Annotated in this window: 22 protein-coding genes; 9 read left to right on the forward strand and 13 right to left on the reverse strand. The window is 67.9% G+C overall.

The genetic code is table 11. The annotated features are described in order from the left end of the window. The first annotated feature begins 5 nt into the window (after window positions 1–5). The 3 genes from AC3B6C_RS08005 to AC3B6C_RS08015 all read left to right on the forward strand — a co-directional run bounded on the left by AC3B6C_RS08005 (window position 6) and on the right by AC3B6C_RS08015 (window position 3,552). The gene (locus AC3B6C_RS08005) at window positions 6–857 is read left to right on the forward strand and encodes a DUF1254 domain-containing protein (RefSeq protein ID WP_488375606.1); all 852 of its coding nucleotides are present in this window, start codon (window positions 6–8) and stop codon (window positions 855–857) included. Window positions 858–866: 9 nt separating this feature from the next. Beyond that, entirely contained in the window at window positions 867–1,439 is a 573-nt protein-coding gene (locus tag AC3B6C_RS08010; protein ID WP_488375607.1) for a DUF1214 domain-containing protein, read from the forward strand. A 595-nt stretch (window positions 1,440–2,034) separates the two neighbouring features. Continuing rightward, window positions 2,035–3,552 (forward strand): ATP-dependent DNA ligase, encoded by a 1,518-nt coding sequence (locus AC3B6C_RS08015; protein ID WP_488375608.1) that lies wholly within the window; start codon window positions 2,035–2,037, stop codon window positions 3,550–3,552. 49 nt (window positions 3,553–3,601) lie between these two features. Here the strand turns inward: AC3B6C_RS08015 and AC3B6C_RS08020 are convergent, their stop codons facing one another. The 5 genes from AC3B6C_RS08020 to AC3B6C_RS08040 are packed head-to-tail and all read right to left on the reverse strand — an operon-like array spanning window position 3,602 to window position 8,413. Continuing rightward, a complete protein-coding gene (locus tag AC3B6C_RS08020) occupies window positions 3,602–4,369 on the reverse strand; it encodes an IclR family transcriptional regulator (protein ID WP_488375609.1) in 768 nt (255 codons plus the stop codon). Between the two features lie 56 nt (window positions 4,370–4,425). Next, the gene (locus tag AC3B6C_RS08025) at window positions 4,426–5,400 is read right to left on the reverse strand and encodes a cyclase family protein (RefSeq protein WP_488375610.1); all 975 of its coding nucleotides are present in this window, start codon (window positions 5,398–5,400) and stop codon (window positions 4,426–4,428) included. Between the two features lie 23 nt (window positions 5,401–5,423). Continuing rightward, on the reverse strand, window positions 5,424–5,693 hold the full coding sequence (locus AC3B6C_RS08030; RefSeq protein WP_488375611.1) for a hypothetical protein: 270 nt from the start codon (window positions 5,691–5,693) through the stop codon (window positions 5,424–5,426). Between the two features lie 21 nt (window positions 5,694–5,714). Continuing rightward, window positions 5,715–7,055, reverse strand: coding sequence for a TRAP transporter large permease subunit (locus AC3B6C_RS08035; protein ID WP_488375612.1), 1,341 nt, complete (start codon window positions 7,053–7,055; stop codon window positions 5,715–5,717). Then, window positions 7,052–8,413 (reverse strand): RraA family protein, encoded by a 1,362-nt coding sequence (locus AC3B6C_RS08040; RefSeq protein WP_488375613.1) that lies wholly within the window; start codon window positions 8,411–8,413, stop codon window positions 7,052–7,054. The genes AC3B6C_RS08035 and AC3B6C_RS08040 overlap by 4 nt, the downstream gene beginning before the upstream one ends. A gap of 171 nt (window positions 8,414–8,584) precedes the next feature. On the opposite strand from AC3B6C_RS08040, the gene AC3B6C_RS08045 reads away from it, so the two are divergent. Continuing rightward, window positions 8,585–9,781 (forward strand): MFS transporter, encoded by a 1,197-nt coding sequence (locus AC3B6C_RS08045; protein WP_488375614.1) that lies wholly within the window; start codon window positions 8,585–8,587, stop codon window positions 9,779–9,781. A 28-nt stretch (window positions 9,782–9,809) separates the two neighbouring features. On the opposite strand, the gene AC3B6C_RS08050 is transcribed toward AC3B6C_RS08045, so the two are convergent. The 6 genes from AC3B6C_RS08050 to AC3B6C_RS08075 form a co-directional block, all read right to left on the reverse strand. Continuing rightward, on the reverse strand, window positions 9,810–10,694 hold the full coding sequence (locus AC3B6C_RS08050) for an anti-sigma factor (RefSeq protein WP_488375616.1): 885 nt from the start codon (window positions 10,692–10,694) through the stop codon (window positions 9,810–9,812). Between the two features lie 70 nt (window positions 10,695–10,764). Continuing rightward, complete coding sequence (locus AC3B6C_RS08055; protein WP_488375617.1) at window positions 10,765–11,571, reverse strand: DUF1295 domain-containing protein; 807 nt, start codon at window positions 11,569–11,571, stop codon at window positions 10,765–10,767. Beyond that, a complete protein-coding gene (locus AC3B6C_RS08060; RefSeq protein ID WP_010844686.1) occupies window positions 11,568–12,899 on the reverse strand; it encodes a class I SAM-dependent methyltransferase in 1,332 nt (443 codons plus the stop codon). The genes AC3B6C_RS08055 and AC3B6C_RS08060 overlap by 4 nt, the downstream gene beginning before the upstream one ends. Continuing rightward, window positions 12,896–13,699 carry a DUF1365 domain-containing protein gene (locus tag AC3B6C_RS08065; RefSeq protein ID WP_488375618.1) on the reverse strand — a complete coding sequence of 268 codons (804 nt, stop codon included), beginning with the start codon at window positions 13,697–13,699 and terminating at the stop codon, window positions 12,896–12,898. The genes AC3B6C_RS08060 and AC3B6C_RS08065 overlap by 4 nt, the downstream gene beginning before the upstream one ends. Further along, window positions 13,696–15,015 (reverse strand): NAD(P)/FAD-dependent oxidoreductase, encoded by a 1,320-nt coding sequence (locus tag AC3B6C_RS08070; protein ID WP_488375619.1) that lies wholly within the window; start codon window positions 15,013–15,015, stop codon window positions 13,696–13,698. Before AC3B6C_RS08070 ends, AC3B6C_RS08065 begins: the two co-directional genes overlap by 4 nt. A 65-nt stretch (window positions 15,016–15,080) precedes the next feature. Then, window positions 15,081–15,488, reverse strand: coding sequence for a YccF domain-containing protein (locus tag AC3B6C_RS08075; RefSeq protein WP_488375620.1), 408 nt, complete (start codon window positions 15,486–15,488; stop codon window positions 15,081–15,083). A 91-nt stretch (window positions 15,489–15,579) separates the two neighbouring features. On the opposite strand from AC3B6C_RS08075, the gene AC3B6C_RS08080 reads away from it, so the two are divergent. Continuing rightward, window positions 15,580–15,834: a hypothetical protein gene (locus AC3B6C_RS08080; protein ID WP_488358479.1), complete on the forward strand. Its 255-nt coding sequence runs from the start codon at window positions 15,580–15,582 to the stop codon at window positions 15,832–15,834. Window positions 15,835–16,062: 228 nt separating this feature from the next. Here the strand turns inward: AC3B6C_RS08080 and AC3B6C_RS08085 are convergent, their stop codons facing one another. After that, the gene (locus AC3B6C_RS08085) at window positions 16,063–16,626 is read right to left on the reverse strand and encodes a maleylpyruvate isomerase family mycothiol-dependent enzyme (RefSeq protein ID WP_488375621.1); all 564 of its coding nucleotides are present in this window, start codon (window positions 16,624–16,626) and stop codon (window positions 16,063–16,065) included. Between the two features lie 37 nt (window positions 16,627–16,663). Between AC3B6C_RS08085 and AC3B6C_RS08090 the strand changes: the two genes are divergently transcribed. The 4 genes from AC3B6C_RS08090 (at window position 16,664) to AC3B6C_RS08105 (ending at window position 21,249) form a co-directional block, all read left to right on the forward strand. Then, the gene (locus AC3B6C_RS08090; RefSeq protein ID WP_488375622.1) at window positions 16,664–17,515 is read left to right on the forward strand and encodes a helix-turn-helix domain-containing protein; all 852 of its coding nucleotides are present in this window, start codon (window positions 16,664–16,666) and stop codon (window positions 17,513–17,515) included. A 106-nt stretch (window positions 17,516–17,621) separates the two neighbouring features. After that, window positions 17,622–18,914, forward strand: a complete 1,293-nt coding sequence (locus AC3B6C_RS08095; RefSeq protein ID WP_488375623.1) for a GAF domain-containing protein — start codon at window positions 17,622–17,624, stop codon at window positions 18,912–18,914. A 212-nt stretch (window positions 18,915–19,126) separates the two neighbouring features. After that, window positions 19,127–20,650 (forward strand): acetaldehyde dehydrogenase ExaC, encoded by a 1,524-nt coding sequence (gene exaC / locus AC3B6C_RS08100; protein WP_010844678.1) that lies wholly within the window; start codon window positions 19,127–19,129, stop codon window positions 20,648–20,650. Between the two features lie 173 nt (window positions 20,651–20,823). Beyond that, complete coding sequence (locus AC3B6C_RS08105) at window positions 20,824–21,249, forward strand: DUF779 domain-containing protein (protein ID WP_010844677.1); 426 nt, start codon at window positions 20,824–20,826, stop codon at window positions 21,247–21,249. 71 nt (window positions 21,250–21,320) lie between these two features. On the opposite strand, the gene AC3B6C_RS08110 is transcribed toward AC3B6C_RS08105, so the two are convergent. After that, window positions 21,321–21,785 (reverse strand): hypothetical protein, encoded by a 465-nt coding sequence (locus tag AC3B6C_RS08110; protein WP_488375624.1) that lies wholly within the window; start codon window positions 21,783–21,785, stop codon window positions 21,321–21,323. Between the last annotated feature and the right edge of the window lie 76 nt (window positions 21,786–21,861).

The raw sequence follows: 21,861 nt of genomic DNA on the forward strand, positions 1-21,861 counted from the left end.
TGTGGATGAGCCGTTATGACGAGCTGGCCGATGCCGAATTCGACCGCGGATTCCCGACCTCGGAGACGATCGAGACCCTGCGCACGGAGCTGGTTTTCCAGCGCGCGGTCCAGAGCTACCTGTGGTCGCTTCCGGCCATCAACATCTGGGCGATGAAGGAGGGTTCTGAGCGACAGTTCGGGACCGGCTATCACGTGTTGCCGATCTGGCAGGAACGGATCGATGCCGCCACCCTGGTGACCACTCCGAACTTCGACGTCGTCTATGCGATGGGCTATCTCGACCTGCATGAGTACGGTCCGCTGGTGGTCGAGGCGCCCCCTGGCGTGCAGGGAATGTTCGACGACTTCTGGCAACGACCGATCGTCGGACCGACCATCGACGGACATACGTGGAAAGGTGACGTGGGTCTGGCCGGCCCGGATGCCGGTGCCGGGGGCACATATGTGCTGTTGCCGCCGGACTACGACGGACCCGAACCCGAGGATGATTTCGTCTACCGTTCCCGTACTCACAACGTGTTCCTGTTCTGGCGGGCCTTCTTTCAGGATCCCGACGATCTGACGGCAGCCGTTGCCCGGATCAAGGACACCGTGATCTACCCGCTGGAGGCGAAGGGTGACGCCCTGCCGATGCAGTTCCCGCATGCTTCGGGCGTTCCGGTCGACCTGCTGTTCCCGTCGGACGGCGCGTATTTCGACATGCTCGACCGGTTCATCCAGGCCGAAGCCGTCGACCCCTACGACCTGGACATGCGCGGATTCTTGCACACACTCGGCATCGAGAAAGGGCGCCCATTCCAGCCCAGCCCAGGTGATCGCGAACTCCTCGACCGGGCGGCGCGCACCGCGTTCTAACTGAGCAAGGTGACGATCACCAGTCTGCTCGCCCTCGAACCAGGCGGTACTTACTACGCAGACAGGCCGTGGATCAACACTTTTGCCGGGGAGAACACCGAGTTCCAGTCCAGCGGTACGTTCACCAACCTCGAGCAGCGCACGGGATTCTTCACGTCCGCGTACTCCGACTCTCCGGGCATGGTGGTCAACGTCGTCGACAAGGGAGCCAAATACCCAGCCACGCTTCGTGATTCGAACGGCGACTGGCTCGACGGCGCGAAGTCCTACCGGCTTCGCCTACCAGCCAACCTACCGGCTGCGTTGTTCTGGTCAGTGGCCATCTACGACAACGTGACCGCCTCGGGCCTCGACAACGGCCAACGGTTTCCCTCGATCAACACCATGGACAAACCCACACCGAACGCCGACGGTTCACACGACATCCACTTCGGACCGGACACCCCGCCCGGTGCCGACAGCACCAACTGGCTGCGGACGGTGCCCGGGAAGGGCTACTTCGTGATCCTGCGCCTCTACGGACCAGGCCAAGCCTTCTTCGACCACACCTGGATACCCGGCGACATGACACCCATCGACTGACGCTCACCTGCTGAGTCATTGCAAGGCGGCCTCGCGGCCGGAAATCCGATTCCAGCGGCTGACTTCGGGCCCGAGATATCGCCGCCGCCAAGAGTGGTACTCGCAGTGATTCGCCAACGGTCCTGGTCTTAGCGCGCTGGTGACGGGAATGGGAGAGCGTCGAAACCCGTTGTGTTCCGTGTGTACGACTCCCTAGCGCCCGCCTGCTATATCGCTGACTGCCGCCGCAGTGCCACCCATTGGGGCCGTGTGACCCCGAGCGGGACCTCGCCGGAGATGTCGGTACCGCTGTGCGGCGAACACAACGTCTCCGACCTGATCAGCACGTGCGCGTCCTGATCTGACGAACCGCGCGCTCCCTGGTCCAGACGAGCACGTGTCGCGTGCGAACGCACGTTGTGTGCGACCTCGGGTTCGCTCCGCGATACTCGGGCCGGTTTGGTGACTGGTCACCAGATGCGACGACCCGGTGATCGAGTACGCCCGAAGTGCTCGCGAGGTGATCGGTACGACTCGTCACGCACCGAGCCGGATTGTCGGACGCGCAGCGTACCGTCGAATGGATGAATGCTCGTACGACAGGTGGTGGGGCGGCGTGAGACTGATCGATGTCGTCGAGACCTCCGCCGACGTCGCTCGCGATCGGTCGCGAACCCGTAAGACGGCGGTGCTGGCCGATGCGCTGACCGCGGCGACAGATGTGGAACTCCCGATCGTCGTCGCCTGGCTGTCGGGCGAGATACCGCAGGGCAGGCTCGGCGTAGGTTGGCGTTCGCTGTCGAAACTGATGGCCCCCCCGGCCGATTCGCCGACGCTGGAGGTCGCTGCAGTCGACGCGGCGCTCGGTGAACTCGCGTCGGCGTCGGGCCCCGGTTCGACGAAACGTCGTGGCGAGATCATCGCGTCCTTGTTCGGGGCGTCGACCGAAGCCGAACAGAAATTCTTGGTCGCACTGCTCACCGGCGAGTTGAGGCAGGGGGCTCTCGCGGGTGTCATGACCGACGCGATCGCGAAGGTCACCGGGCAGGATCTGACGCTGGTGCGCCGGGCGAACATGCTGACCGGTTCGCTGCCGGAGACCGCGGCGCTGGCCCGGTTCGGCGCCGACGCGCTGGCCGGGGTCGGCCTGCAGGTCGGGCGCGCCGTCGAACCCATGCTCGCGACACCCGCCGAGGACCTCGACTCCGCGCTGGCTCTCCTCGGACCCGACCTCGTCGTCGACTACAAACTCGACGGAGCGCGCATCCAGGTGCACCGCAAGGGAACCGAGATCTCGGTGTTCACCCGCACGCTGCGCGATGTGACGTCCAACGTGCCCGACCTCGTCTCGGTGATAGCCGCCCTGCCGTGCGACTCGGTGATCCTCGACGGGGAGACGCTGATGCTGTCCGACGACGGTCGGCCGAGGTCCTTCCAGGACACGATGAGCCGCTTCGGTTCCGGTCCGACCGCCGCCGGCGAACCCGAACGTCTGCTCAAGCCGTTCTTCTTCGACTGCCTGCACCTCGACGGCACCGACCTCATCGACCGCCCCCTCTCCGAGCGGCTCGCGGCGATCGACTCGATCGCCCCGCACCTGCGGATCCCCGCGGTGACGCGGCCGGACCTCGAGGAGGCGCGCCGACACTTCGACGCCGCGATGGCCGACGGACACGAGGGCGTGATGGTGAAATCGCTCGACGGCCTGTATGTGGCCGGCCGCCGCGGAAAGGCGTGGCAGAAGGTCAAACCGACGCACACGTTCGATCTGGTGGTGCTCGGCGCCGAGTGGGGCTCGGGGCGGCGGTCGGGATGGCTGTCGAACCTGCACCTCGGCGCCCGTGATCCCGAGACGGGTGAACTCGTGATGGTCGGTAAGACGTTCAAGGGTCTGACCGACGAGCTGCTTCGCTGGCAGACCGAGGAGTTCCCGAAGCACGAGACGCACCGGGACTCGTACACCGTGTACCTGCGACCCGAGATCGTGGTGGAGATCGAACTCGACGGTGCTCAGCGCAGTTCGCGGTATCCCGGAGGCGTCGCGCTGCGCTTCGCCCGCGTGGTGCGCTACCGGCCGGACAAGACGCCCGGGCAGGCCGACAGCATCGAGGCGATCCGCGCGCTGCTGAAGTGAGTGCGCCCCTCGCGCCCGTTCGCTCGCGTCACCCTGAAGGCGAAGGCGTTCAGCTCCGGTGATGCGGCAGTCGTGAACCCAAAGACGTTGCCGCCCGGCGTACCTCGGGGATGATTCGATCCAAGGTGTCGGGTGTGAGCGCGTTCTCCGGTCCGGTGATACCCAGCACGGCTGCCAGGTGGCCGTCGGGGTCGTAGACGGGGGCGGTCACCGACGCGATGCCGTAGAGGCGTTCCGACACCGACGTTGCGTAGCCGTCGGCCCGGATTGTCGCGAGTTCCTCCAGGAGACTCGTGCGGTCGACGGTGCGCCCGTCGGCGAGGTCCACGGCCGACACGTCGCCGAGGATTCGCTGTTGCTCGTCCTCGTCGAGCTCGGCAAGTATCACCTTGCCCGCACCGCCGAGATGCAGCGGCAGGCGCTCACCGATCGGGAGCACGTAACTGAGCGGATCGTCGCTCTCGACGCGCGCCACCAGCACGCGACTGTCCTCCACCCGGACAAACAGCGAGGCCGTGAAGCGGGTGTTCGCCGCAAGCTGTTGAAGAACCTGTTGGGCCACAACGCTGAGCGGGTTGGTCATCATGTAGGCGTGAGCGACAGCGAGCGCCGCCGGCCCCGCGGTGTATCCGTCGCCGGAGCGGGCGGCATAGCCTCGGGCGACGAGGACATTGATGATGCGCTGGGCGGTCGCGATGTGCAGTCCCGTGCCGCGCGCCACCTCGCTGAGCCGGAGGGGCTGCGTCGCGGCCTGCAACGTGTGCAACACATCGAAGGCGCGATCGAGCGACCGCATGTTGTTGGACGGTGCCGACATGCTCACTCTCCTGGCTCGGGTTGCGCCAAGAGAACCTATCATTCTGCGAGACCGTGCTATCGCAGCGCGGTCGCGTTGCAGGGAGAACCGACACCCCCGGTGAGGGCGAGTGGCTTCACGGTCACCATCGCGTCCCAGCGGCCGGTCGCCCAGCTGTCTGCCGCGATTTCAGTGAGGTTCCACAGTTCCCCAAGTGGCACTCCGAGTTTCGCGATGAGCTCCTGATGCATCATCCCCTGGTCTTCCGGCGCGGACTCGTGGAACGGGCTGGAAGGCAGGACCGGGAGGACCTCGACGGCGAAGGTGTCGGTGGCGAACAGAGCGATCCGGTGATCCCACAGCCACTCGAGCAGGCCGCGGTCTTGAGCGAATCCGGTGGCGCGCCGGTTCTCCCGCACCGATCGCTGATCCTCCGGATCGGCCCCCAGATACCACTGACACCATCCGGTGTGGATGAGGATCAGATCGCCCGGCCGGACTGCGCAGTTCTGGTGTTGGACCGCCCGGTCGAGTGCCTGCGGCGAGATCGCCGGACCCACACGATGATCCAGGGGAGTTCCCTCCTGTGCGAACAGTGCTTCGAGGTCGAGTAACAACCCCCGGCCGACGATGGGGCGGTCGGCCCAGGCCTGCACACCCAGTGGGGTGCTGCCGGGAGCGATCGCGTCGTCGGCCACGCCGTTGTAGAAGCCGTGCCCCGACGCACGGCGGTGTCGCAGACCGTCGAGATGGCTGCTCGCCTGCAGGTAGAACTCGTCCAGGACGTCGTCGCGCGACTCGCTGTGCGCGGAGGTGATGGTGTGCGTCGGCGCCGACCGAGACCGCGACATGGGTGGATCGAACGCGCCGAGCGGGTGGTCGAGACTGAAGACGGCGCCACGGGTCACCGAACCGGCCGCGGCGACGACCTCGTCGGGCCCCGCGAAGGATGCCGTGCCGCGGTCGGGCTCGTCGAACAATCCCCAGCTCGAACCGGCGGGTGCGTCCGACCGATCGAGGAGTTCGCGGTACGAGCTCGTCCTGCCGACCACGGGCGCCGAAGAGACCGACCCGGTCACGATGCCGCGCCGGACGTCATCTCGCGGACGGTGACCTCGTCGGGGTCGTCTTCCGGGGAGCGAAAGTAGGACAGCGCGAAGGCGAGCAGTCCGGCGACCCCCGCCGCGCCGTACGCCCACGGGGCGAGCAGCTCCTCCACTTCGACGACGAATGTGCCGCTGCCGGCGATGAGCCCGCCGGTCTGGAGCACAACGATGGCGAGGCCACCGAGGAGGAAGGTCACGACGCTGACCCGGAAGATCGCGGAGAGTGTGTTCTCGAGCATGGCTTTTCCTTGTCGATTCGATCAGCTGACGGGTAGAAGACCCAGTGCGATGAGCACACCGACTCCGAGGATCGGGATGCAGTAGTACTTCAGCAGCGGGATGAAGGTCTTGGCCGGGTCCACACGGGCGATTCCGGCGGCGACGTAGATGGGTGCGCCCGACGGAGGCGACGCGCCTTCGGTGGAGGCGAACACGAGAACTGCTGCTGCGGCGACGGGAGCGGGCACCCCGACCCCGACCAGCGCCGCGACCGCGACGCCGCCGACTGCGGCCATGGTGGCCGAGGCGGTGAGCGGGATGGCGATGACGACGATGATGATCCCGATGACGATCGCCATCAACCAGGCCGGGGCGCTGAGGGATTCGAGAACAGTCGTGAGCTGCTCAGGTAGGCCGAGGTTGGCCAGGACGTTCGACGCGGAGAATGCGGCGACGATCGTGACGCCGATGACGCCGAATTGCGGAGCCACCTCACCCAGGACCTTCCACCAGCCCTTGGTGCTGTGCGGGAGATGGCGCCGGCCGAGGAACAGCACCAGCAGGATCATCAGCACCGGAATCCAGGTGATGAGGCTGAGGGCCTTGGACATGACCAGTTCGGTGTACTCGGCGATCGGCACGGCGATGGGCCCGCGGGTCAAGAGCAGCGGGATGATGATCGGCACGAACAGCAGCAACGAGGTCCATCCGAGGCGGAGGCTGCGCCGCGCGGGCATGCGGTCCTCGGCCGCGATCGGTTGCAGATTGTTCTTCCGGACCAGGTAGAAGTTCAGCACGAGTCGGTAGCCGAGACACCACAGTCCCGCGATGGCCAGCGGCAGGACGATCTCGTCAGGTTCCATCAGGCCGCTGACCGTGCTCGTGCCGACGAGGATGAACATCGTGGCGCTGAACGGGAAGGTGACGCCCATCCCCGCACATCCCGCGACGACAGTCGCCGACAACTCGGGGCTGACTCCCGAGCGCTTCATCCAGGGCACCGTTACCGAGCCGACTGCGGCGGTGACCGATGCCCCGACGTGGGCGATGGCCCCGAACATGCCGCCGGCCACCGTGGAGGTGTAGATCGGCCCGCCGGGGAGCCGACCGAGGAACGAGTTCAGGATGTCGATGAGACGGTCGAGCACGGGCGTCTTCGCGAGGATGAAGCTCATGAAGATGAACGCGAGACCGGCGAAGGTGACCTCTTCCTGCATGGACTCCACGAATCCATGCCACATGTAGGCCGGGGCGTCGCGTCCGGCGAAAGCGCCGACCACGATGAAACCGACGATCATGGCCTCGCCGATGTTCCGCTTGAGAACCGCGTTCCAGACGACGATCGCGGAGATGAAGGCGACGAGCGCCCAGATGGCACTCATGACGCGGACCGCTCGGCGATGATGGAGGCGCGTCGTTGCGCTTCGTCGGCCTCGACCGCGCGGCCACCGTCGAGGCTTGTGAAGGCCTCGGCAGCAGGCACGATGATCACGCCGTCATCATCGGCGACGACGAGGTCGCCGGGGCAGCAGACCACACCGCCGACCGCCACGGGCACGTCGATCTGGCCCGGACCGTCCTTGTAGGGGCCCGCCGGGTTGACCGCGCGGGCCCATACTCCGAACCCGATCTCCTCGAGAGTGTCGATGTCCCGGGCGGCTCCGTCGATCACCATGCCGACGCAGCCGCGCGACCGCGCCCGCTCGGCGATGAGCTCGCCCATCAGCGCGCGGTTGAGATCACCTTGACCGTTGATGACGATCACCTCGCCGGGTTGCACCCGTGTGAGTGCTGCGTGCAGGGCCTTGTTGTCGCCGGCCCGTGTCCAGACGGTACGGGCTCGACCCACGACGCGGGCGCCCTTCCACATCGCGCGGATTCCGGAATCGACCATGCCCATCCGATTGCGGGCGTCGCCGATATTGGCCACCGGTAGTCCAGCATAGGCTTCGGCCAGGCTGGATTCCGACCGTCCATTCTTGTCCGCAAGGGCCCGGTGGACCTTGGCACCGGCCCGGGCCATGACTGGTGAGACGCCGAGTTCGTCGAGCAGCTCGACGGCTGCGGTTGCTTCGACGGAGCGTCGAGCAGCATGTTTGCGGGTGCCGTCGTTGAGACGGTCCAACGCGGCGAAGTTGCCGGAGAGTTCGGCGGCGATCTGGGCCCGCATCCAGTCCTCGGCGTTCGCGGCGACCCCGGCGTCGGTCGACTCGACTATGAGAGCACCGAGTCCCTTCATGAAACTGCTCCGGAGCAGTTTGCGGCGGGAGGCGTCACCGGGGGCGCCGGCGATGTCCTCGACCTGCGCGCCCAGCCCGGCGAACATCCGCGTCGCGGCCTCCGACCCATCACCGCTGATGACGAGGGCGGTCCGGGCGCCGTGGGCGGGCACCGAGCCGACCACCGCGACGTCGGCGAATGCGATGTCGTCACGCTGTCCGACGACCTCGGCGACGGCGGTCTTGATCGCGACCGCTGCCGAGTTCATGTCGGCGAACACCGCTCCCTCGCGCAGGTACGGCACCGCATCCGTGGCCGCGCGGACCGCGACCGACGCGCTCGCCAGGCTGAGCGCCAGGTCGGCGCCGGCAACTGCGTGAGCGACCACGTCATGCCGCGCGACGCCAGGCGGGGTGGCGACATCACCGGGGTCGAATCCCGACACGTCCCAGCCCGCCGACAGGAAGCCGGCGGAGTAGAGGGTACCGGCCTCACCCAGTCCGAGGATGGCAACTTTCATTGTCTGCTCTCATTCTCTGATAGTAGCTATCACCTGATGCTGTAATGGTGATCACACCAGAGGGATGGTGTCAAGCGGTGTTCTGCCGCTCCATCGAGGCCGGCACCCGATGGGAGCTCTCTCGGTGAGGCCCGGGATCAGGTACCACTCTCAGAGACTTCCTCTCATTCCATGAAAGAGTGGGGGCGTGCTGACGTTTCCGGGTTCGCCATGAAGTCCTGCGGGGAGCCGTGGTTCCGGTGGCTCTGCGTACTCGCGGGACTCCTGCAGGCCGTCTTCGTGGCGGTGCGCGTCCTGATCTCCTACCGTGCGCTCGAATTGGGTTGCGGCGCAGCGGCAATCGGTGTCCTGACCGCCGCCTACTCGCTCGTGCCGCTGATGATCGCCCTCCGCCTCGGCCGACTCGTCGACGGACGCCATCTCTCGGTGACTCTGCGCACCGGGGTCGTCCTCACCGTTCTGTCCGTGTGCGGAATCGCGCTGTCGTTCGACTTCTGGGTGCTGCTCGTCGGCAGCATCATGCTCGGCGTCGGAAATCTGCTGACGATGGTCGCCGCCCAGTCCTATGTGCCGCGGCGTAGTCGACCCGGCGACTTCGACCGGCGATTCGGCGCGTTCTCCCTGTGGGTGTCAATCGGGCAGGCCGTCGGGTTGCCGGTGGCGGGCGCGGTCGCATCGACCCCGGCCGGCACGGTCGGTGCACTGTTCGCGATGGCGGGTATCGCGGTGATCGCGGTCGGTGTGAGCTGTGCCCGATCCCTCACCGCAACCGCCGATCGGTCGGTGCCGGGGGCCGTTCCGCCACGGACTGCGCGGGCGATGATCGCCGATCCGGGTATGCGTGCTGCCATCTTCAGCAGCCTCACGGTGCTGACCGCGATCGACGTGATCGCCGCCTATCTGCCCTTGTTGGGCGTCGAGCGCGGATGGACCGTCGCCGCCGTCACGGCGATCCTCACCTGTCGCGCCGTGGCCTCGATGATCTCGCGAGCGTTCCTGACCCCGCTGTTACGGTGGGTCCCCCGACGCGCCTTGCTTGTCGCAGGAACCGCGGCCACGGTGATACCGGTCGCGGCGCTACCGGTGTTCACCGATCCGTGGGCGGCCGCGGCACTGATGGTGGTGGCCGGCTTCTTCTGGGGCATCGCGCAGCCGCTGAGCATGACGTGGGTGGCTCAACTCGTGCCGCCCGGAAACCGCGGATCTGCGTTGTCGCTGAGGATGACCGGCAACCGGCTCGGCCAGGTGATCGTCCCGGTCGCAGCCGGAGGCCTGGCCGCCGTCAGCGGTGTCGGAGCGGTCTTCGCGGCCACGGCGACAATGCTGTCGGCGGCCGCGGCGTTGACGTGGCACGGCACCAGGGGCTGACCGCGGCCCGATGCCACACCGGGTTTCGTCAGATCAGCGACAACTGTGCGACCGGGGTGGTGGTGGGTCGGTCCGAACCACCGGGCGGTTCCACGGTGAACGCGAGGGTCGAGGCGGAGTTGATCCCGGACAGGACGGCGGTGGTGACCGGTTCGACGTCCTTGTCGGTCATCGTGCCCGCCGAGCGCGGACCGTCCGGCCCGATGAGCCACATCTGATAGACGGTCCCCGGCTGGGGCGGCGGGACCGAATCCATCACCAGCACACCGGTGTCCGCCGACTTCGCGAGATAGACGGTGACCTTCCCGGTCGCGACCGGACCTCCCGTCGACCGTAGGTCTTCCGCGGAGAAGACCTGCTCGGCGGGTGAGGCCAGCGGCCGCACCTCCGGTTCCGGCGAACTCGACTGTCCGATGACCCACCCGGCGGCGCCGATGGCGACGGCGAGTACCGCCGCGGCGGCGAGATACGTCCAGCGGCGTCGTGGTCGTCGGTCTTCCTGTTCGGACTCGGCGGCGATCGACGTGGAATCCTGCTGTGGGACAGCAGATTCCCGGGCAGCGGGCCCGGGTGTGGGCGGCTGGTCGGACGTCTCGGGGTTCCCCGCGCCGGCGGACGGGTCGGCGTGCGGTTCCGTGGTGTCCGGCCCATCGAGACCGGCATCGGCACGCGCGGCGGAGAGGATGCGGTCGCGCAGTGTCGGCGGGGGCGGGGTCGCGGTGGTCTTGCTGATCGCGGCCATCGCCTCGCGCGTCGCGCGGACCTGCTTGTCGAACAGGGTGCGGAGATCCTGCGGCGCCGCCGCGACCCGAGTCTGGACGTCTCGCAGTTCGTCGTCGGACAGTGCATCGAGCGCGACGAGCGGGGCCATCTCCAACAACTCGGCAGCGTCGGGATCGAGATGGTCGGTCATCACGTACCTCCTGCCGTCGTCGTCGACCTGAATGGGTGGTCCACCGGGCTCGCCCGCCGGTGGGCGGGTGTCACGTGCCCGCGTGCGTCCGGGGACGAGGGGGCCGCGGCAAGAAGTATGACGTGCGCTGCTGGTACTCGCGGTATCCGGGCCGTCGGCTCATCGACTTCTCGAGCAGGCGGGCACCGGTGGCGTAGACCAGGAAGTAGGTCATCGCGAGCGGCGACAGCACCGTGAGCACGCCCGGCCACGCACTCGCGACGATGAGCCAGAGCCCCCACCAGACGCACGAGTCGCCGAAGTAGTTGGGGTGCCGCGTCCACGCCCACAGACCCCGGTCCATGATCGTGCCCCGGTTCGACTGGTCGGCCTTGAACGCGCGCAACTGCGCGTCGCCGACCGCCTCGAAGGACACGCCGAGCACCCACACCAGCGTGCCCAGGATCATCACCGGCAGGAGGCCGGCGGACTCGGTCACCGCCGACACCTGCAGCGGTAGCGAGACGAACCATTGCGACGCCCCCTGGACTCCGAAGATCTTGCGCGCGACGGTACCGAGGCCGGTACCACCGGATCGTTCCAGCAGGTCCACGTATCGCGGATCCTCGCCCTTGCCCGTGGACTTGGCGTGCATGTGCCACGACAACCGCACGCCCCACACCGTGACGAGGACGGCGAGCAGCCAGTTGCGCAGCGGGTCACCGCCGCCGAGCAGCAGACCCAGCCAGGCCACGCCGACGAATCCGAGCCCCCAGGCGACATCGACGACGTTGTAGCGGCCGATGCGGTGACCGACGGCGAAGGTGGTGGCCTGCAGTACCGCGAGGAACACCAGGCTCGCCACCGTGATCGTGAGGAAGCCGGACCATCCGGTCATCGCGGTGACCGGCCCGTCGGACCGTCACCAGTGCCGGCGACTTCGCGGGTGAAGAGGAGCTGGTGGACGTCGAGGTACCCGGACCGGAAGCCCGCCTCGGAGTACGCGAGATAGAACTGCCACATCCGCAGGAAGGTCTGGTCGAAGCCGAGGCGCAGCACCTCGTCGGCGTTGCCGCGGAAGCGTTCGCGCCACAGTCGGAGCGTCTCCGCGTAGTGCCGGCCCATGGCACCGGTCTCGGTGAGGCGTAGGGAGGTGGAGCCGGCGGCGACCGCTCGCAGACCGGGAATCGACGTCAGTTGTCCGCCCGGGAAGATGTACTTGTGCACCCAGGTGTAGGTGTTGCGAGAGGCCATGAGCCGGTCGTGGGGCATCGTGATCGCCTGGATGGCGACGCGTCCTCCCGGTGCGAGGACCCGATCGATGGTCTGGAAATAGGCCGGCCAGTACCTCTGGCCGACGGCCTCGATCATCTCGACCGACACCACCGCGTCGTAGGTACCGTCGACCTGGCGATAGTCGAGCAGGTCGATCTGCACGCGGTCGGCGTGGCCGGCTGCCTCGACCCTCGTTCGTGCGAGGTCGCGTTGCTCGGAGGACAGGGTCACCGATCGGACGGTGGCGCCGCGCGCCGCGGCGCGCAGGCACAGTTCTCCCCATCCGGTGCCGATCTCGAGCAGCCGGGTGCCGGGCCCGACTCCGGCGAGGTCGAGGAGCCGGTCGATCTTCCGATGCTGTGCGGTGGCGAGGTCGGACCATGCGGGCCGGTCCGAACCCCGCAGCGGCTGGTCGAACAGAGCGCTCGAGTAGCTCATCGTGTCGTCGAGGAAGGACGCGAACAGATCGTTCGACAGGTCGTAGTGCCGGGCGATGTTGCGGCGCGTGTTCGCAGCCGTGTTGTGCTCGGACAGTGGATGTTTCGGGAGCGCGGCGGCCCGCAACCACTGCAGCGGCCGCGGGACGAGATCGCCGGGGCGTTCGGCGAAGGCGGTCAGGACGCCGACGAGGTCGTCGGTGGTCCAGTCGCCGGCCATGAACGCCTCGCCGAATCCGATGAGTCCCCCGGACCCGATCCGGCGCCAGAGTGCGTCGGGGCGGCGGACGATCATCCGCGGCTGCACGACGGAGTGACGGAGTCCTCCGAGAGCGCCATCCGGGTATTCGATCCGGATGTCGAGACGGTCGGTGGCCCGGCGGAACAGATGCTCGGCGGCCCGGGCGCGCGTGGACACCGTTCGTCCCACGGGCGGGGCGGCGACGTCGGGCCAGCGTGTGCTGTCCACGGACGCGTGGTCGGGCAGGCCGGGATGGCGGATGGGGATGCTCATCGAACCTTCTCCTCAAGTGCGATGGTGGTGGAAACGGGGTGGTCGGGTCGGGGGACAAGGGGCAGACGGCGCGCCCATAGGGCGATTCCGTGACGGCGGATCCGCGCGGCGACGACGATGGGCGCCAGGGGCGTTCGCAGCTGCGCGGACAGGACGGACCGGGGTGTCGCGGGGGTCGTCGTACCCGACAGGGACGCGACGAACGGGCGGTGGCCGGGACGTTCGAGGGTTACCGACAGCGCGACGCGCCGCCCGGCCGGCTCGGGCAGCCAGAGGCGGTATCGGCCGTCCACCGGGTTGAACGGCGAGACGTAGAACTCCTTGTCCACGTCGGCCCGGCCGGCGGCGTCGGTGTGCACGACGTAGCAGTGCCGCTGCCCATAGGTGTTGTGGACCTCGGCGACGACGTAGACGAGCCGGCCGCCGGCGTCGTGGCACCAGAAGACGCTCAGCGGATTGAACACATAACCGGCCACTCGCGGTGACAGCAACGCGGTCACCCGCCCGGCCGGTGGCTCGACGCCCGCCCCACGCAGGTGCGCGTCCAGCCGATCCCGAAGTGTCGCACCGGGAGTGGCGGGCTCGGGAAAGTGGTCGTCGGGGCGGAAGCGGGCGAACGGACGCAACGCGCGCGGCAGCGTGGGGAGGGCATCGAGGTCGATGAGCCACGACGTGGTCCGGTAGGTGAACGCGTGTCGCAGCGGCGTGATCCGCGAGTGCCCGATCTCGGCGTCGACGAGTGCCGGCAGGACCGGCGCGGTCGTCGTGGAAAGGGGTCTTTCCGTCGGCGCGGTGCTCATGCCGGCACCGGCGGGGTGGTCTGCTCCCAGCTCACCCCGAGCCGCGCGGCCGCACGGGCGCCCGACGCCGCGCCGTCCTCGTGGAAGCCCCACCCGTGGTAGGCGCCGGCGAAAGCCAGCCGATCGGTCCCGATGTCGGCCAAGCGGGACTGCGCGGCAACGGATTCGGTGGTGTAGATCGGGTGCTCGTACTGCATCTCGGCGTGCACCGTCGACGGGTCCACGAGGTCCGTCCGACCAAGGGTGACGAGCATCCGCGGCGCGGTGTCGGGTAGACGCATCAGCCGGGTCAGGTCGTAGGTGACCGCGACCTCGGACGCCGACGAATCGTTGCGGATCTGGTAGTTCCACGACGCCCATGCCCGACGGGCCCGTGGCATCAGCGAGGTGTCCGAGTGCAGCACAGCAGGTTTCGGCAGGTACTGGATCGCGCTCAGGACTTCGCGCTGCTGGGGCGTCGGAGCGGCCAGCATCGACAACGCCTGGTGCGGATGGGTGGCGACGACCGCGGCGTCGAACATCTCGACCGGAAGCTGGCCGACGCCGACCTCGACGCCCGCATCGGTGGCCGCAAGATGCCGGACGGGCGAACCACGACGAATCCGCCCACCACGTGCGACGATTCCGTCGGCGACCGCCTCGACGTAGCGGATCGACCCGCCGGCCACCGTTCGCCAGGTGGGCGAACCGAAAACGGTGAGCATGCCGTGATGCTCGAGGAACGCGAACAGGTAGCGCGCGGGATAGTCCGCCGCGGTCTGCTCATCGCACGACCACACCGCGGCCACCAGTGGCAGCAGGAAGTTGTCGCGGAAGTACTCGGAGAAGCCCTCGCGCTCGACGAAGTGTGCGAGAGGCACGTCGGCTCGCGGATCGTCGAGCACGCGACGTGCCGCGCGATGGAACCGCACGACCTCGCCGAGCATCACCAGGTAGCGCCCACGGGTGAGATTGCGCGGAGTCGGGAACAGTCCCGACGCCCCGAGCGCGCCCGCGTACTCGAGGCCGGTGACCGTCGACGACACCGACATCGACATGTCGGTGTCGAGGGTGGCCACACCCAGCTCGTCGAACAACCGGATCAGCGTCGGATAGGTGCGGTCGTTGTGGACGATGAAGCCCGAGTCGACGGCCAGCGGACCGGACGGCAGGTCGAGCAGATGCGTGTGCGCATGACCACCGAGTCGCGAATCCGCCTCGAACAGGGTCACCGTCGCCTGCGTGGACAGGACGTGGGCGGCGGTCAGGCCCGCAACTCCACTGCCGATCACGGCGATGGATCTCGGCCCCTCGTCGGGGCCGGTCGTGAGTGTCATGCCCGCTGTTCGGATCCGACGGCGCGTCGGATGGGTCCGGGGAGGTCAGCGCGGCGTTCGGTCGGTCACATCCGCACCGGCGTACCACCTGGCATCTGCTGATCGGTCGGGACGATCTCGGCGCCCAGCGGCAGCAGCGACACCGGCACCATCTTGAAACTCGCGATACCGAGCGGGATGCCGATGATGGTCAGGCACATGGCCAGGCCGGTCGTGATGTGACCGATCGCGAGCCACAGGCCGGCCACGATGATCCAGATGATGTTGCCGATCATCGACGCCACGCCCGCGGTCGGCTTGCGGACGACGGTTCGGCCGAAGGGCCAGAGCGCGTAGCTCGCCATCCGGAACGACGCGATGCCGAACGGGATGGTGATGATCAGGATGCAGCAGATGATGCCCGCGACGACGTAGCCGATCGCCATCCACAGTCCGCACAGCAGGAGCCAGATGACGTTGAGGATGGTCTTCATTCCTCCATTGTCCATGCGGTGCGGGTCGATGGGCACAAATGCGAGACGCAGGAGCACTGCCTGCGGGTCGGCGCGACACTACGATGACCTGGTGGGTGGACGGGCGGGGCGTGCGCGCGAGGCGTTGTGGGCGGTGCTGGCCACCGTCGTGCTCGTCATCCGCATCCTGGCGACCATCGCGCTCGTGCTGCTCGTGATCGGCTGGGCCGTCGCGGCGGTCCGTGGGTCGCTCGACAACGAGTTCCTCTGGCCGTCGATCGCGACCGGTGCCGCGCTCCTCGTCAGCACCTACGTCTACGGCCACCTGCGCGCACGCTACCCGCGGCACAACGGCTGGATTCCCTGAGTTCCGCTGCCCCGCTTGCTCCCTGGGGTGCGAGCTTGCGAGCGTCACTCCGCTCCCTGAGGGGCGAGCTTGCGGCTCACCCCCTGCTCCCTGAGGAGCGAGCTTGCGAGCGTCACGAAGGGTCTTGGTGAGTCGGGTTGCGATGACCCTTCGTGGCTCGTCGCTATCGCTCCTCGCACCTCAGGGAGCAAGGGTTACGCGCTCCTTTCGGATCGGGAGAGCCGGTTGTCAGGTCGCGACGCGACCCAGGCGCGCGAGGAGGGTGGTCTGACGGTCGGCGCCGGCGGGGATCTCGACCTTGCGACACACTCCTTCGGAATAGAGCGCGTCACCGAAACCCTCGACGGCCGTCTCCATCTCGGACAGTTCGTCGTCGGTGAAACGATGCTCTGTCCCGGCGGCACGGGCGATGTCCCAGCGATGGGCGATCATGTCGAAACCGTAGAAGCGGATGAGGGTCTCGCCGATGGTGGTCGGTCCGAAGTGGCCGTCGAAGGCGCGGTCGCCGACGGCCGGGTCGGCGAGCAGACCCGCGACGGTGTCGCGATGGGTGTGCCAGGCTGCGGCGGGGTCGTCGAGCGAGGGTGCGGGCCCGAGATCGACGTCGTGGCGCGCGAAGAACTCGCGCTGGGTGTCGATGACGTGGCCGACGACGTCGCGGCCGGTCCATCCCTCGCACGGGGAGTTCTCGGTCCAGGTGTCCGCGGGTGCGGCGTCGAGGACGGCGGCGAATCCGTCGGCGAGGCGGGCGTAGTGGTCGAGCAATGGTGAGGTGTCGTTGATTGCGGTCATGATGAGAGTCAACCGCGAGACCACGGGACGGTGATTGATGAAACCCGACAATCCGGGGCGGGCGCGGCTCGACGACGTCGAGCGCGCACACCTCGTCGACCCATCGGACGCGAGTTATCGCATCGGACGGTGGACGCCGAGCCCCGATCTCGCCGACCTGGTGCGTCGTTTCTGGGTTCCGGTGTGGTGGGTGCCGCCCGGGGCGGAGGCGCCGCAGCGCGTGCTGCAGTACCCCGTGTGCCTCATCGTCGTGAGCAACACCTACGCCCGCTTCTACGGCGTGGTGACCGGCTTGTCGGAGACGGTGCTGACGGGTGGCGGCTGGGCGGTCGGGGTCATGCTGACGCCGGGTGCCGGGGGGTTGTTGACCGGCGACGTCGGCGAGTGGACGGATCGGCACGCGGAACTGTCCGAGGTCTTCGGCCGGCGCGGCAGCGATCTCGAGCGGTCGGTGCGGTCGGCGATGGCCGTCGAACCCGGGCTCGAGGAGACCCAGCGCGCCGCGACCGACCGGGTCGAGGACTGGCTGCGGTCCTATCTCCCGCTCGACGACGACGGCCGGCTGATCAACGCGATCGTGGAGTACGTCGAGACCGACTCGACCGTCACGGCGGTCGCGCAGATCTGCGAGCGTTTCCACCTCACCGAACGCAGCCTGCAGCGGCTGACGCGGCGGCGCCTCGGCCTGACCCCCAAATGGCTGATCCAGCGTCGTCGTCTGCACGAGGCGGCCGAGCGACTGCGAGAACGGTCGGGGACCCTCGCCTCGCTCGCGGCGGATCTGTCCTACGCCGACGAGGCGCACTTCGTGCGTGACTTCAAGACCGTCACCGGCATGACCCCGCGGACGTTCTCGGCCCGGTTCTCCCAGGCCGGGCCCGGAAGCTGACCGTAGGGTCGTGCACCGATCGACGGCGACAAGCTGGTCGAATGTTGCCGAGATCACATCGGTGCAGGCAGAATCGACGACATATCGGGCAATCGACGGAGGGTGCATGACTGACGCGGCTACGGTGGCCACGCGCATCCGCCGGGCGTACGAGGACTTCCTCTCCGGTGTCAACCCACCGGCGGATGCGGTCCGTTCGATCGTCCGCGAGTCGTGGGCGAGGTCGCTGACCAGGGGCGTCGACCCGAGCGAGGCAGCGCCGGACGGCGATCGTGCGTCCGCGATGTCGCCCGACGAGTTCGCCGCCTATCGAGCCGCCCACCCCATCACCGCGGTCCGGCCGCTGGTGCAATCGCTGATGGTCGACGCGATCGCCGACACCGGGGTCGTCGTCGCGCTGACCGACCAGGCCGGACGGCTGCTGTGGATCGAGGGCGACACCGCCGCCCGTGACCGTGCCGGGCACATCAACTTCGTCGAGGGCTCGGTGTGGAGCGAGGAGGTGGTCGGCACCAACGCCCCCGGCCTCGCGCTGGCCGTCGATCGGGGCGTGCAGGTCGTCGGACCCGAACACTTCGCCGGGCCGGTGCAGGAGTGGAGTTGCGCGGCAGCCCCCGTGCACGATCCGCTGACCGGGCACGTGATCGGTGTCGTCGACGTGACCGGCGGGCGTGAGGTCGCGGCGCCGTTCGCGCTGGCAGCCGTCCGGTCGGTGGTCGCGGCCGTCGAGCGTGAACTGCGGGCGGGCGCCGTCGACCTCGCCGACCCGTCCACTTTCGAACCGGCTCTCGGGTCCCGGGCCGCAGCGCATCTCACCGTCCTCGGCGACGGTTCGGGACGCTGGCACCGCACCGCCGACGGATCGGGCGCCCGCACCTTGTCGCGTCGGCATGCGGAGATACTCGTTCTGCTGCAAGCCTTTCCCGAGGGACTGAACACCGAGCAACTCGCACTGAAGCTGGCCGAGGACGGAGTCGACCCGGTGACCGTGCGGGCCGAGATCTCCCGGCTCCGCCGCGATCTCGGCGCCGACGTCGTCGCCAGCCGGCCCTACCGGCTCACCCTCGACATCACCTCCGACGTCGATGCCCTCCGGTCGCGTATCGCGTCGGGGTCGGACCTCGTGTCGGTCGTCGACGACCTCGGCCGCGGCGGGCTGCTCGCCGAATCGAGTGCACCGGGGATCGTCGAGATCTTCGAGGAACTGCGAGAGGACCTGCGGTCGCGTCTCTTCGCGACCGGCGACATAGCAGCCCTGCGCCGGTGGACCTCGTCGACGCACGGACGCGACGACCTGGCGGCGTGGCGTCGCCTCGAACACCGCCTGCCCGTCGGCGATCCCGACCGCGCCGTCGTGGGTGGACGCATCCGGCTCCTCGACAAGCGGTACGGGGCCTGAAGGCTGCAACCCGCCGGCCGAGCCCGATCGCCGGGCGGGGTGCACGGTTCCGTCGGCGAGCCCCTGGCGGCCTGGCAGGGGAATCAACGTTGCAACGCTCGTGCAACCACCGCGCTCCTAAGGTGTGGAACAGATCACAACGGACGCCCTCGGTGTCCTGTGTGACATCCGCAGAGCGTCCTCACGCTGAGGCCCACACGCAAGGAGCAACCATGACCGTCTTCGCAAAGCCGGGTGCCGACGGATCGGTGATGAGCTACGAGTCTCGTTACGACAACTGGATCGGCGGACAGTGGACCCCGCCGGTGAAGGGGCAGTACTTCGAGAACCCGTCGCCGGTCGACGGCAAGGTGTTCTGCGAGGTCGCGCGTTCGACGGCCGAGGACATCGACCTCGCGCTCGACGCCGCGCACAAGGCCGCACCCGGGTGGGGCAAGACCCCCGTCGCCGAGCGCTCGCTGGCCCTGCTCCGCATCGCCGACCGCATGGAGGAGAACCTCGAGAAGCTGGCTGTCGCCGAGACCTGGGACAACGGCAAGGCCGTCCGCGAGACCCTCGCCGCCGACCTCCCGCTGGCCGTCGACCACTTCCGCTACTTCGCCGGCGCGCTGCGCGCCCAGGAGGGCTCGATCTCCGAGGTCGACGAGGACACCGTCGCCTACCACTTCCACGAGCCGCTCGGCGTCGTCGGCCAGATCATCCCCTGGAACTTCCCGATCCTGATGGCCGTGTGGAAACTTGCCCCCGCCCTCGCCGCGGGCAACGCGGTCGTGCTCAAGCCCGCCGAGCAGACACCCGCGTCGATCCTGTACCTGGTCAGCCTGATCAGCGACCTGCTCCCCGCCGGAGTCCTGAACGTGGTCAACGGATTCGGTGTCGAGGCGGGCAAGCCGCTCGCGTCGAGCAACCGCATCCGCAAGATCGCGTTCACCGGTGAGACCACGACCGGCCGGCTCATCATGCAGTACGCGTCGGAGAACCTGATCCCGGTCACCCTCGAACTCGGTGGCAAGAGCCCCAACATCTTCTTCAACGACGTGATGTCCGCCGACGACGGGTTCCTCGACCGTGCGCTGGAGGGCTTCTCGATGTTCGCGCTCAACCAGGGTGAGGTGTGCACCTGCCCCAGTCGCGCGCTGATCCAGCAGGACATCTACGACGAGTTCATCGCCAAGGCCGTCGACCGCGTCGGAAAGATCAAGCAGGGCAACCCCCTCGACACCGACACGATGATGGGCGCGCAGGCCTCCAACGATCAGTTCGAGAAGATCTCCTCCTACCTCGCCATCGGCAGGGACGAGGGCGCCGAGGTGCTGATCGGCGGCGAGGCGGCCGAGCTCGACGGCGACCTGGCCGGCGGCTTCTACATCAAACCGACTGTCTTCCAGGGCAACAACAAGATGCGCATCTTCCAGGAAGAGATCTTCGGTCCGGTCCTTGCGGTCACCACCTTCAAGGACTTCGCCGACGCCATGCACATCGCCAACGACACGCTCTACGGACTCGGCGCCGGTGTCTGGAGCCGCGACGGTGCGACCGCATACCGCGCGGGCCGCGAGATCCAGGCCGGCCGCGTCTGGACGAACACCTATCACGACTACCCGGCACACGCCGCCTTCGGCGGTTACAAGCAGTCCGGTATCGGCCGCGAGAACCACCTGATGATGCTCGAGCACTACCAGCAGACCAAGAACCTCCTGGTCGGATACGCTCAGAGTGCCAAGGGTTTCTTCTGACCCTTCGAGGCTCGTCGCTAACGCTCCTCGCACCTCAGGGAGCGGAGAGAAGACGCCCGCAGACCCGCTCCCCGGGGAGCTGGGGGTAGCGCTTCGGCTTCATCCCGCTCCCTGAGGAGCGAGCTTGCGAGCGTCACGAAGGGTCCACGCACGACGACAGAGAGTGAAGCGAGATGACCGCCGAGCAGAGTGTTCCTGATCGCGTGGTCGCCACAGACTCCGCCGTGCAGCTCCTGACCAAGTTGTCGGAGCTGCACGGCGGCCTCATGATCCACCAGTCCGGTGGGTGCTGTGACGGCTCGGCCCCGATGTGTTACCCGGTCGGGGAGTACCGCGTGGGCCAGCGGGATGTGCTGGTCGGCGAGATCGAACTCCCCGAACCCATTCCGGCCGTCAGGGTCTGGATCAACGGCGACCAGTTCGAGCTGTGGAAGCACACCCAGCTGATCCTCGACGTCGTGAAGGGTCGTGGCGCCGGATTCAGCCTCGAAGCACCGGAAGGGGTCCGTTTCCTCTCGCGTGCAAGGACTTTCACCGACGAGGAGAACGAGGTCCTGGCGGCGTCCCCGCCGCTGACGGGGGCCACCGCCGGCCCCTAGCCGGCCCACACAGAATGCGTCATACGTATCGGAAGCCGATACGTATGACGCATTCTGCGTTCCGCAGCGTCTCACCACTGGTCGAAGCCGACGTTGACCTGGGGGTAGCCGGTGTCGATGTGTGGGTTGATCCAGTAGTTCTGGGCGTGTGGTCCCCAGATGGTGGTCATGTCGGTGTTGACGTTGTGGGGGTGGTTGGTGAGTTGGTAGTTGGCGGTGGGGCCGAACAGTCCGATGCGGTAGATGGCGTTGACGTCGAGGTGGTTGTTGTAGGGGGCTGTGGCGGTGATGGTTTCGGTGGCGCCGGGGTAGAGGATGTGTTGGGGTGCGTTGACCCATTGGCCGCCGTCGGCGTTGGCGCCTTGGAGGTATTCGGGCTTGTCGGTGTGGTTGGTGATGGTCATGGCGACGGTGGGTTCGCCGGGGCGGGTGATGGGCAGGGTGCCGGCGTGGGCTGCTCCGGCGGCGCCGAGGGCGATGCCGGTGGCGGCGGCGAGTCCGAGGGTGGCGGTGGCGATGCGGGTGGTGGTCTTCATGGTGTGCTCCCGGTGTGGTGGTGGGGTTGTTTCGGTGACACCAATGACTGTGCTCGCCGGGGGCGGTGTGTGGTTT

The sequence above is a fragment of the Gordonia sp. 11cp genome (assembly GCF_057767225.1).

Excerpts from the sequence above, each read along its gene's own strand:
- AC3B6C_RS08005 (WP_488375606.1), top strand. The coding sequence starts at position 6 with ATGAGCCGTTATGACGAGCTGGCCGATGCCGAATTCGACCGCGGATTC.
- AC3B6C_RS08020 (WP_488375609.1), bottom strand. The coding sequence starts at position 4,369 with ATGTCGGCACCGTCCAACAACATGCGGTCGCTCGATCGCGCCTTCGAT.
- AC3B6C_RS08030 (WP_488375611.1), bottom strand. The coding sequence starts at position 5,693 with ATGCTCGAGAACACACTCTCCGCGATCTTCCGGGTCAGCGTCGTGACC.
- AC3B6C_RS08035 (WP_488375612.1), bottom strand. The coding sequence starts at position 7,055 with ATGAGTGCCATCTGGGCGCTCGTCGCCTTCATCTCCGCGATCGTCGTC.
- AC3B6C_RS08040 (WP_488375613.1), bottom strand. The coding sequence starts at position 8,413 with ATGAAAGTTGCCATCCTCGGACTGGGTGAGGCCGGTACCCTCTACTCC.
- AC3B6C_RS08045 (WP_488375614.1), top strand. The coding sequence starts at position 8,585 with ATGAAAGAGTGGGGGCGTGCTGACGTTTCCGGGTTCGCCATGAAGTCC.
- AC3B6C_RS08050 (WP_488375616.1), bottom strand. The coding sequence starts at position 10,694 with ATGACCGACCATCTCGATCCCGACGCTGCCGAGTTGTTGGAGATGGCC.
- AC3B6C_RS08055 (WP_488375617.1), bottom strand. The coding sequence starts at position 11,571 with ATGACCGGATGGTCCGGCTTCCTCACGATCACGGTGGCGAGCCTGGTG.
- AC3B6C_RS08060 (WP_010844686.1), bottom strand. The coding sequence starts at position 12,899 with ATGAGCATCCCCATCCGCCATCCCGGCCTGCCCGACCACGCGTCCGTG.
- AC3B6C_RS08065 (WP_488375618.1), bottom strand. The coding sequence starts at position 13,699 with ATGAGCACCGCGCCGACGGAAAGACCCCTTTCCACGACGACCGCGCCG.
- AC3B6C_RS08070 (WP_488375619.1), bottom strand. The coding sequence starts at position 15,015 with ATGACACTCACGACCGGCCCCGACGAGGGGCCGAGATCCATCGCCGTG.
- AC3B6C_RS08075 (WP_488375620.1), bottom strand. The coding sequence starts at position 15,488 with ATGAAGACCATCCTCAACGTCATCTGGCTCCTGCTGTGCGGACTGTGG.
- AC3B6C_RS08085 (WP_488375621.1), bottom strand. The coding sequence starts at position 16,626 with ATGACCGCAATCAACGACACCTCACCATTGCTCGACCACTACGCCCGC.
- AC3B6C_RS08090 (WP_488375622.1), top strand. The coding sequence starts at position 16,664 with ATGAAACCCGACAATCCGGGGCGGGCGCGGCTCGACGACGTCGAGCGC.
- AC3B6C_RS08095 (WP_488375623.1), top strand. The coding sequence starts at position 17,622 with ATGACTGACGCGGCTACGGTGGCCACGCGCATCCGCCGGGCGTACGAG.
- exaC (WP_010844678.1), top strand. The coding sequence starts at position 19,127 with ATGACCGTCTTCGCAAAGCCGGGTGCCGACGGATCGGTGATGAGCTAC.
- AC3B6C_RS08105 (WP_010844677.1), top strand. The coding sequence starts at position 20,824 with ATGACCGCCGAGCAGAGTGTTCCTGATCGCGTGGTCGCCACAGACTCC.
- AC3B6C_RS08110 (WP_488375624.1), bottom strand. The coding sequence starts at position 21,785 with ATGAAGACCACCACCCGCATCGCCACCGCCACCCTCGGACTCGCCGCC.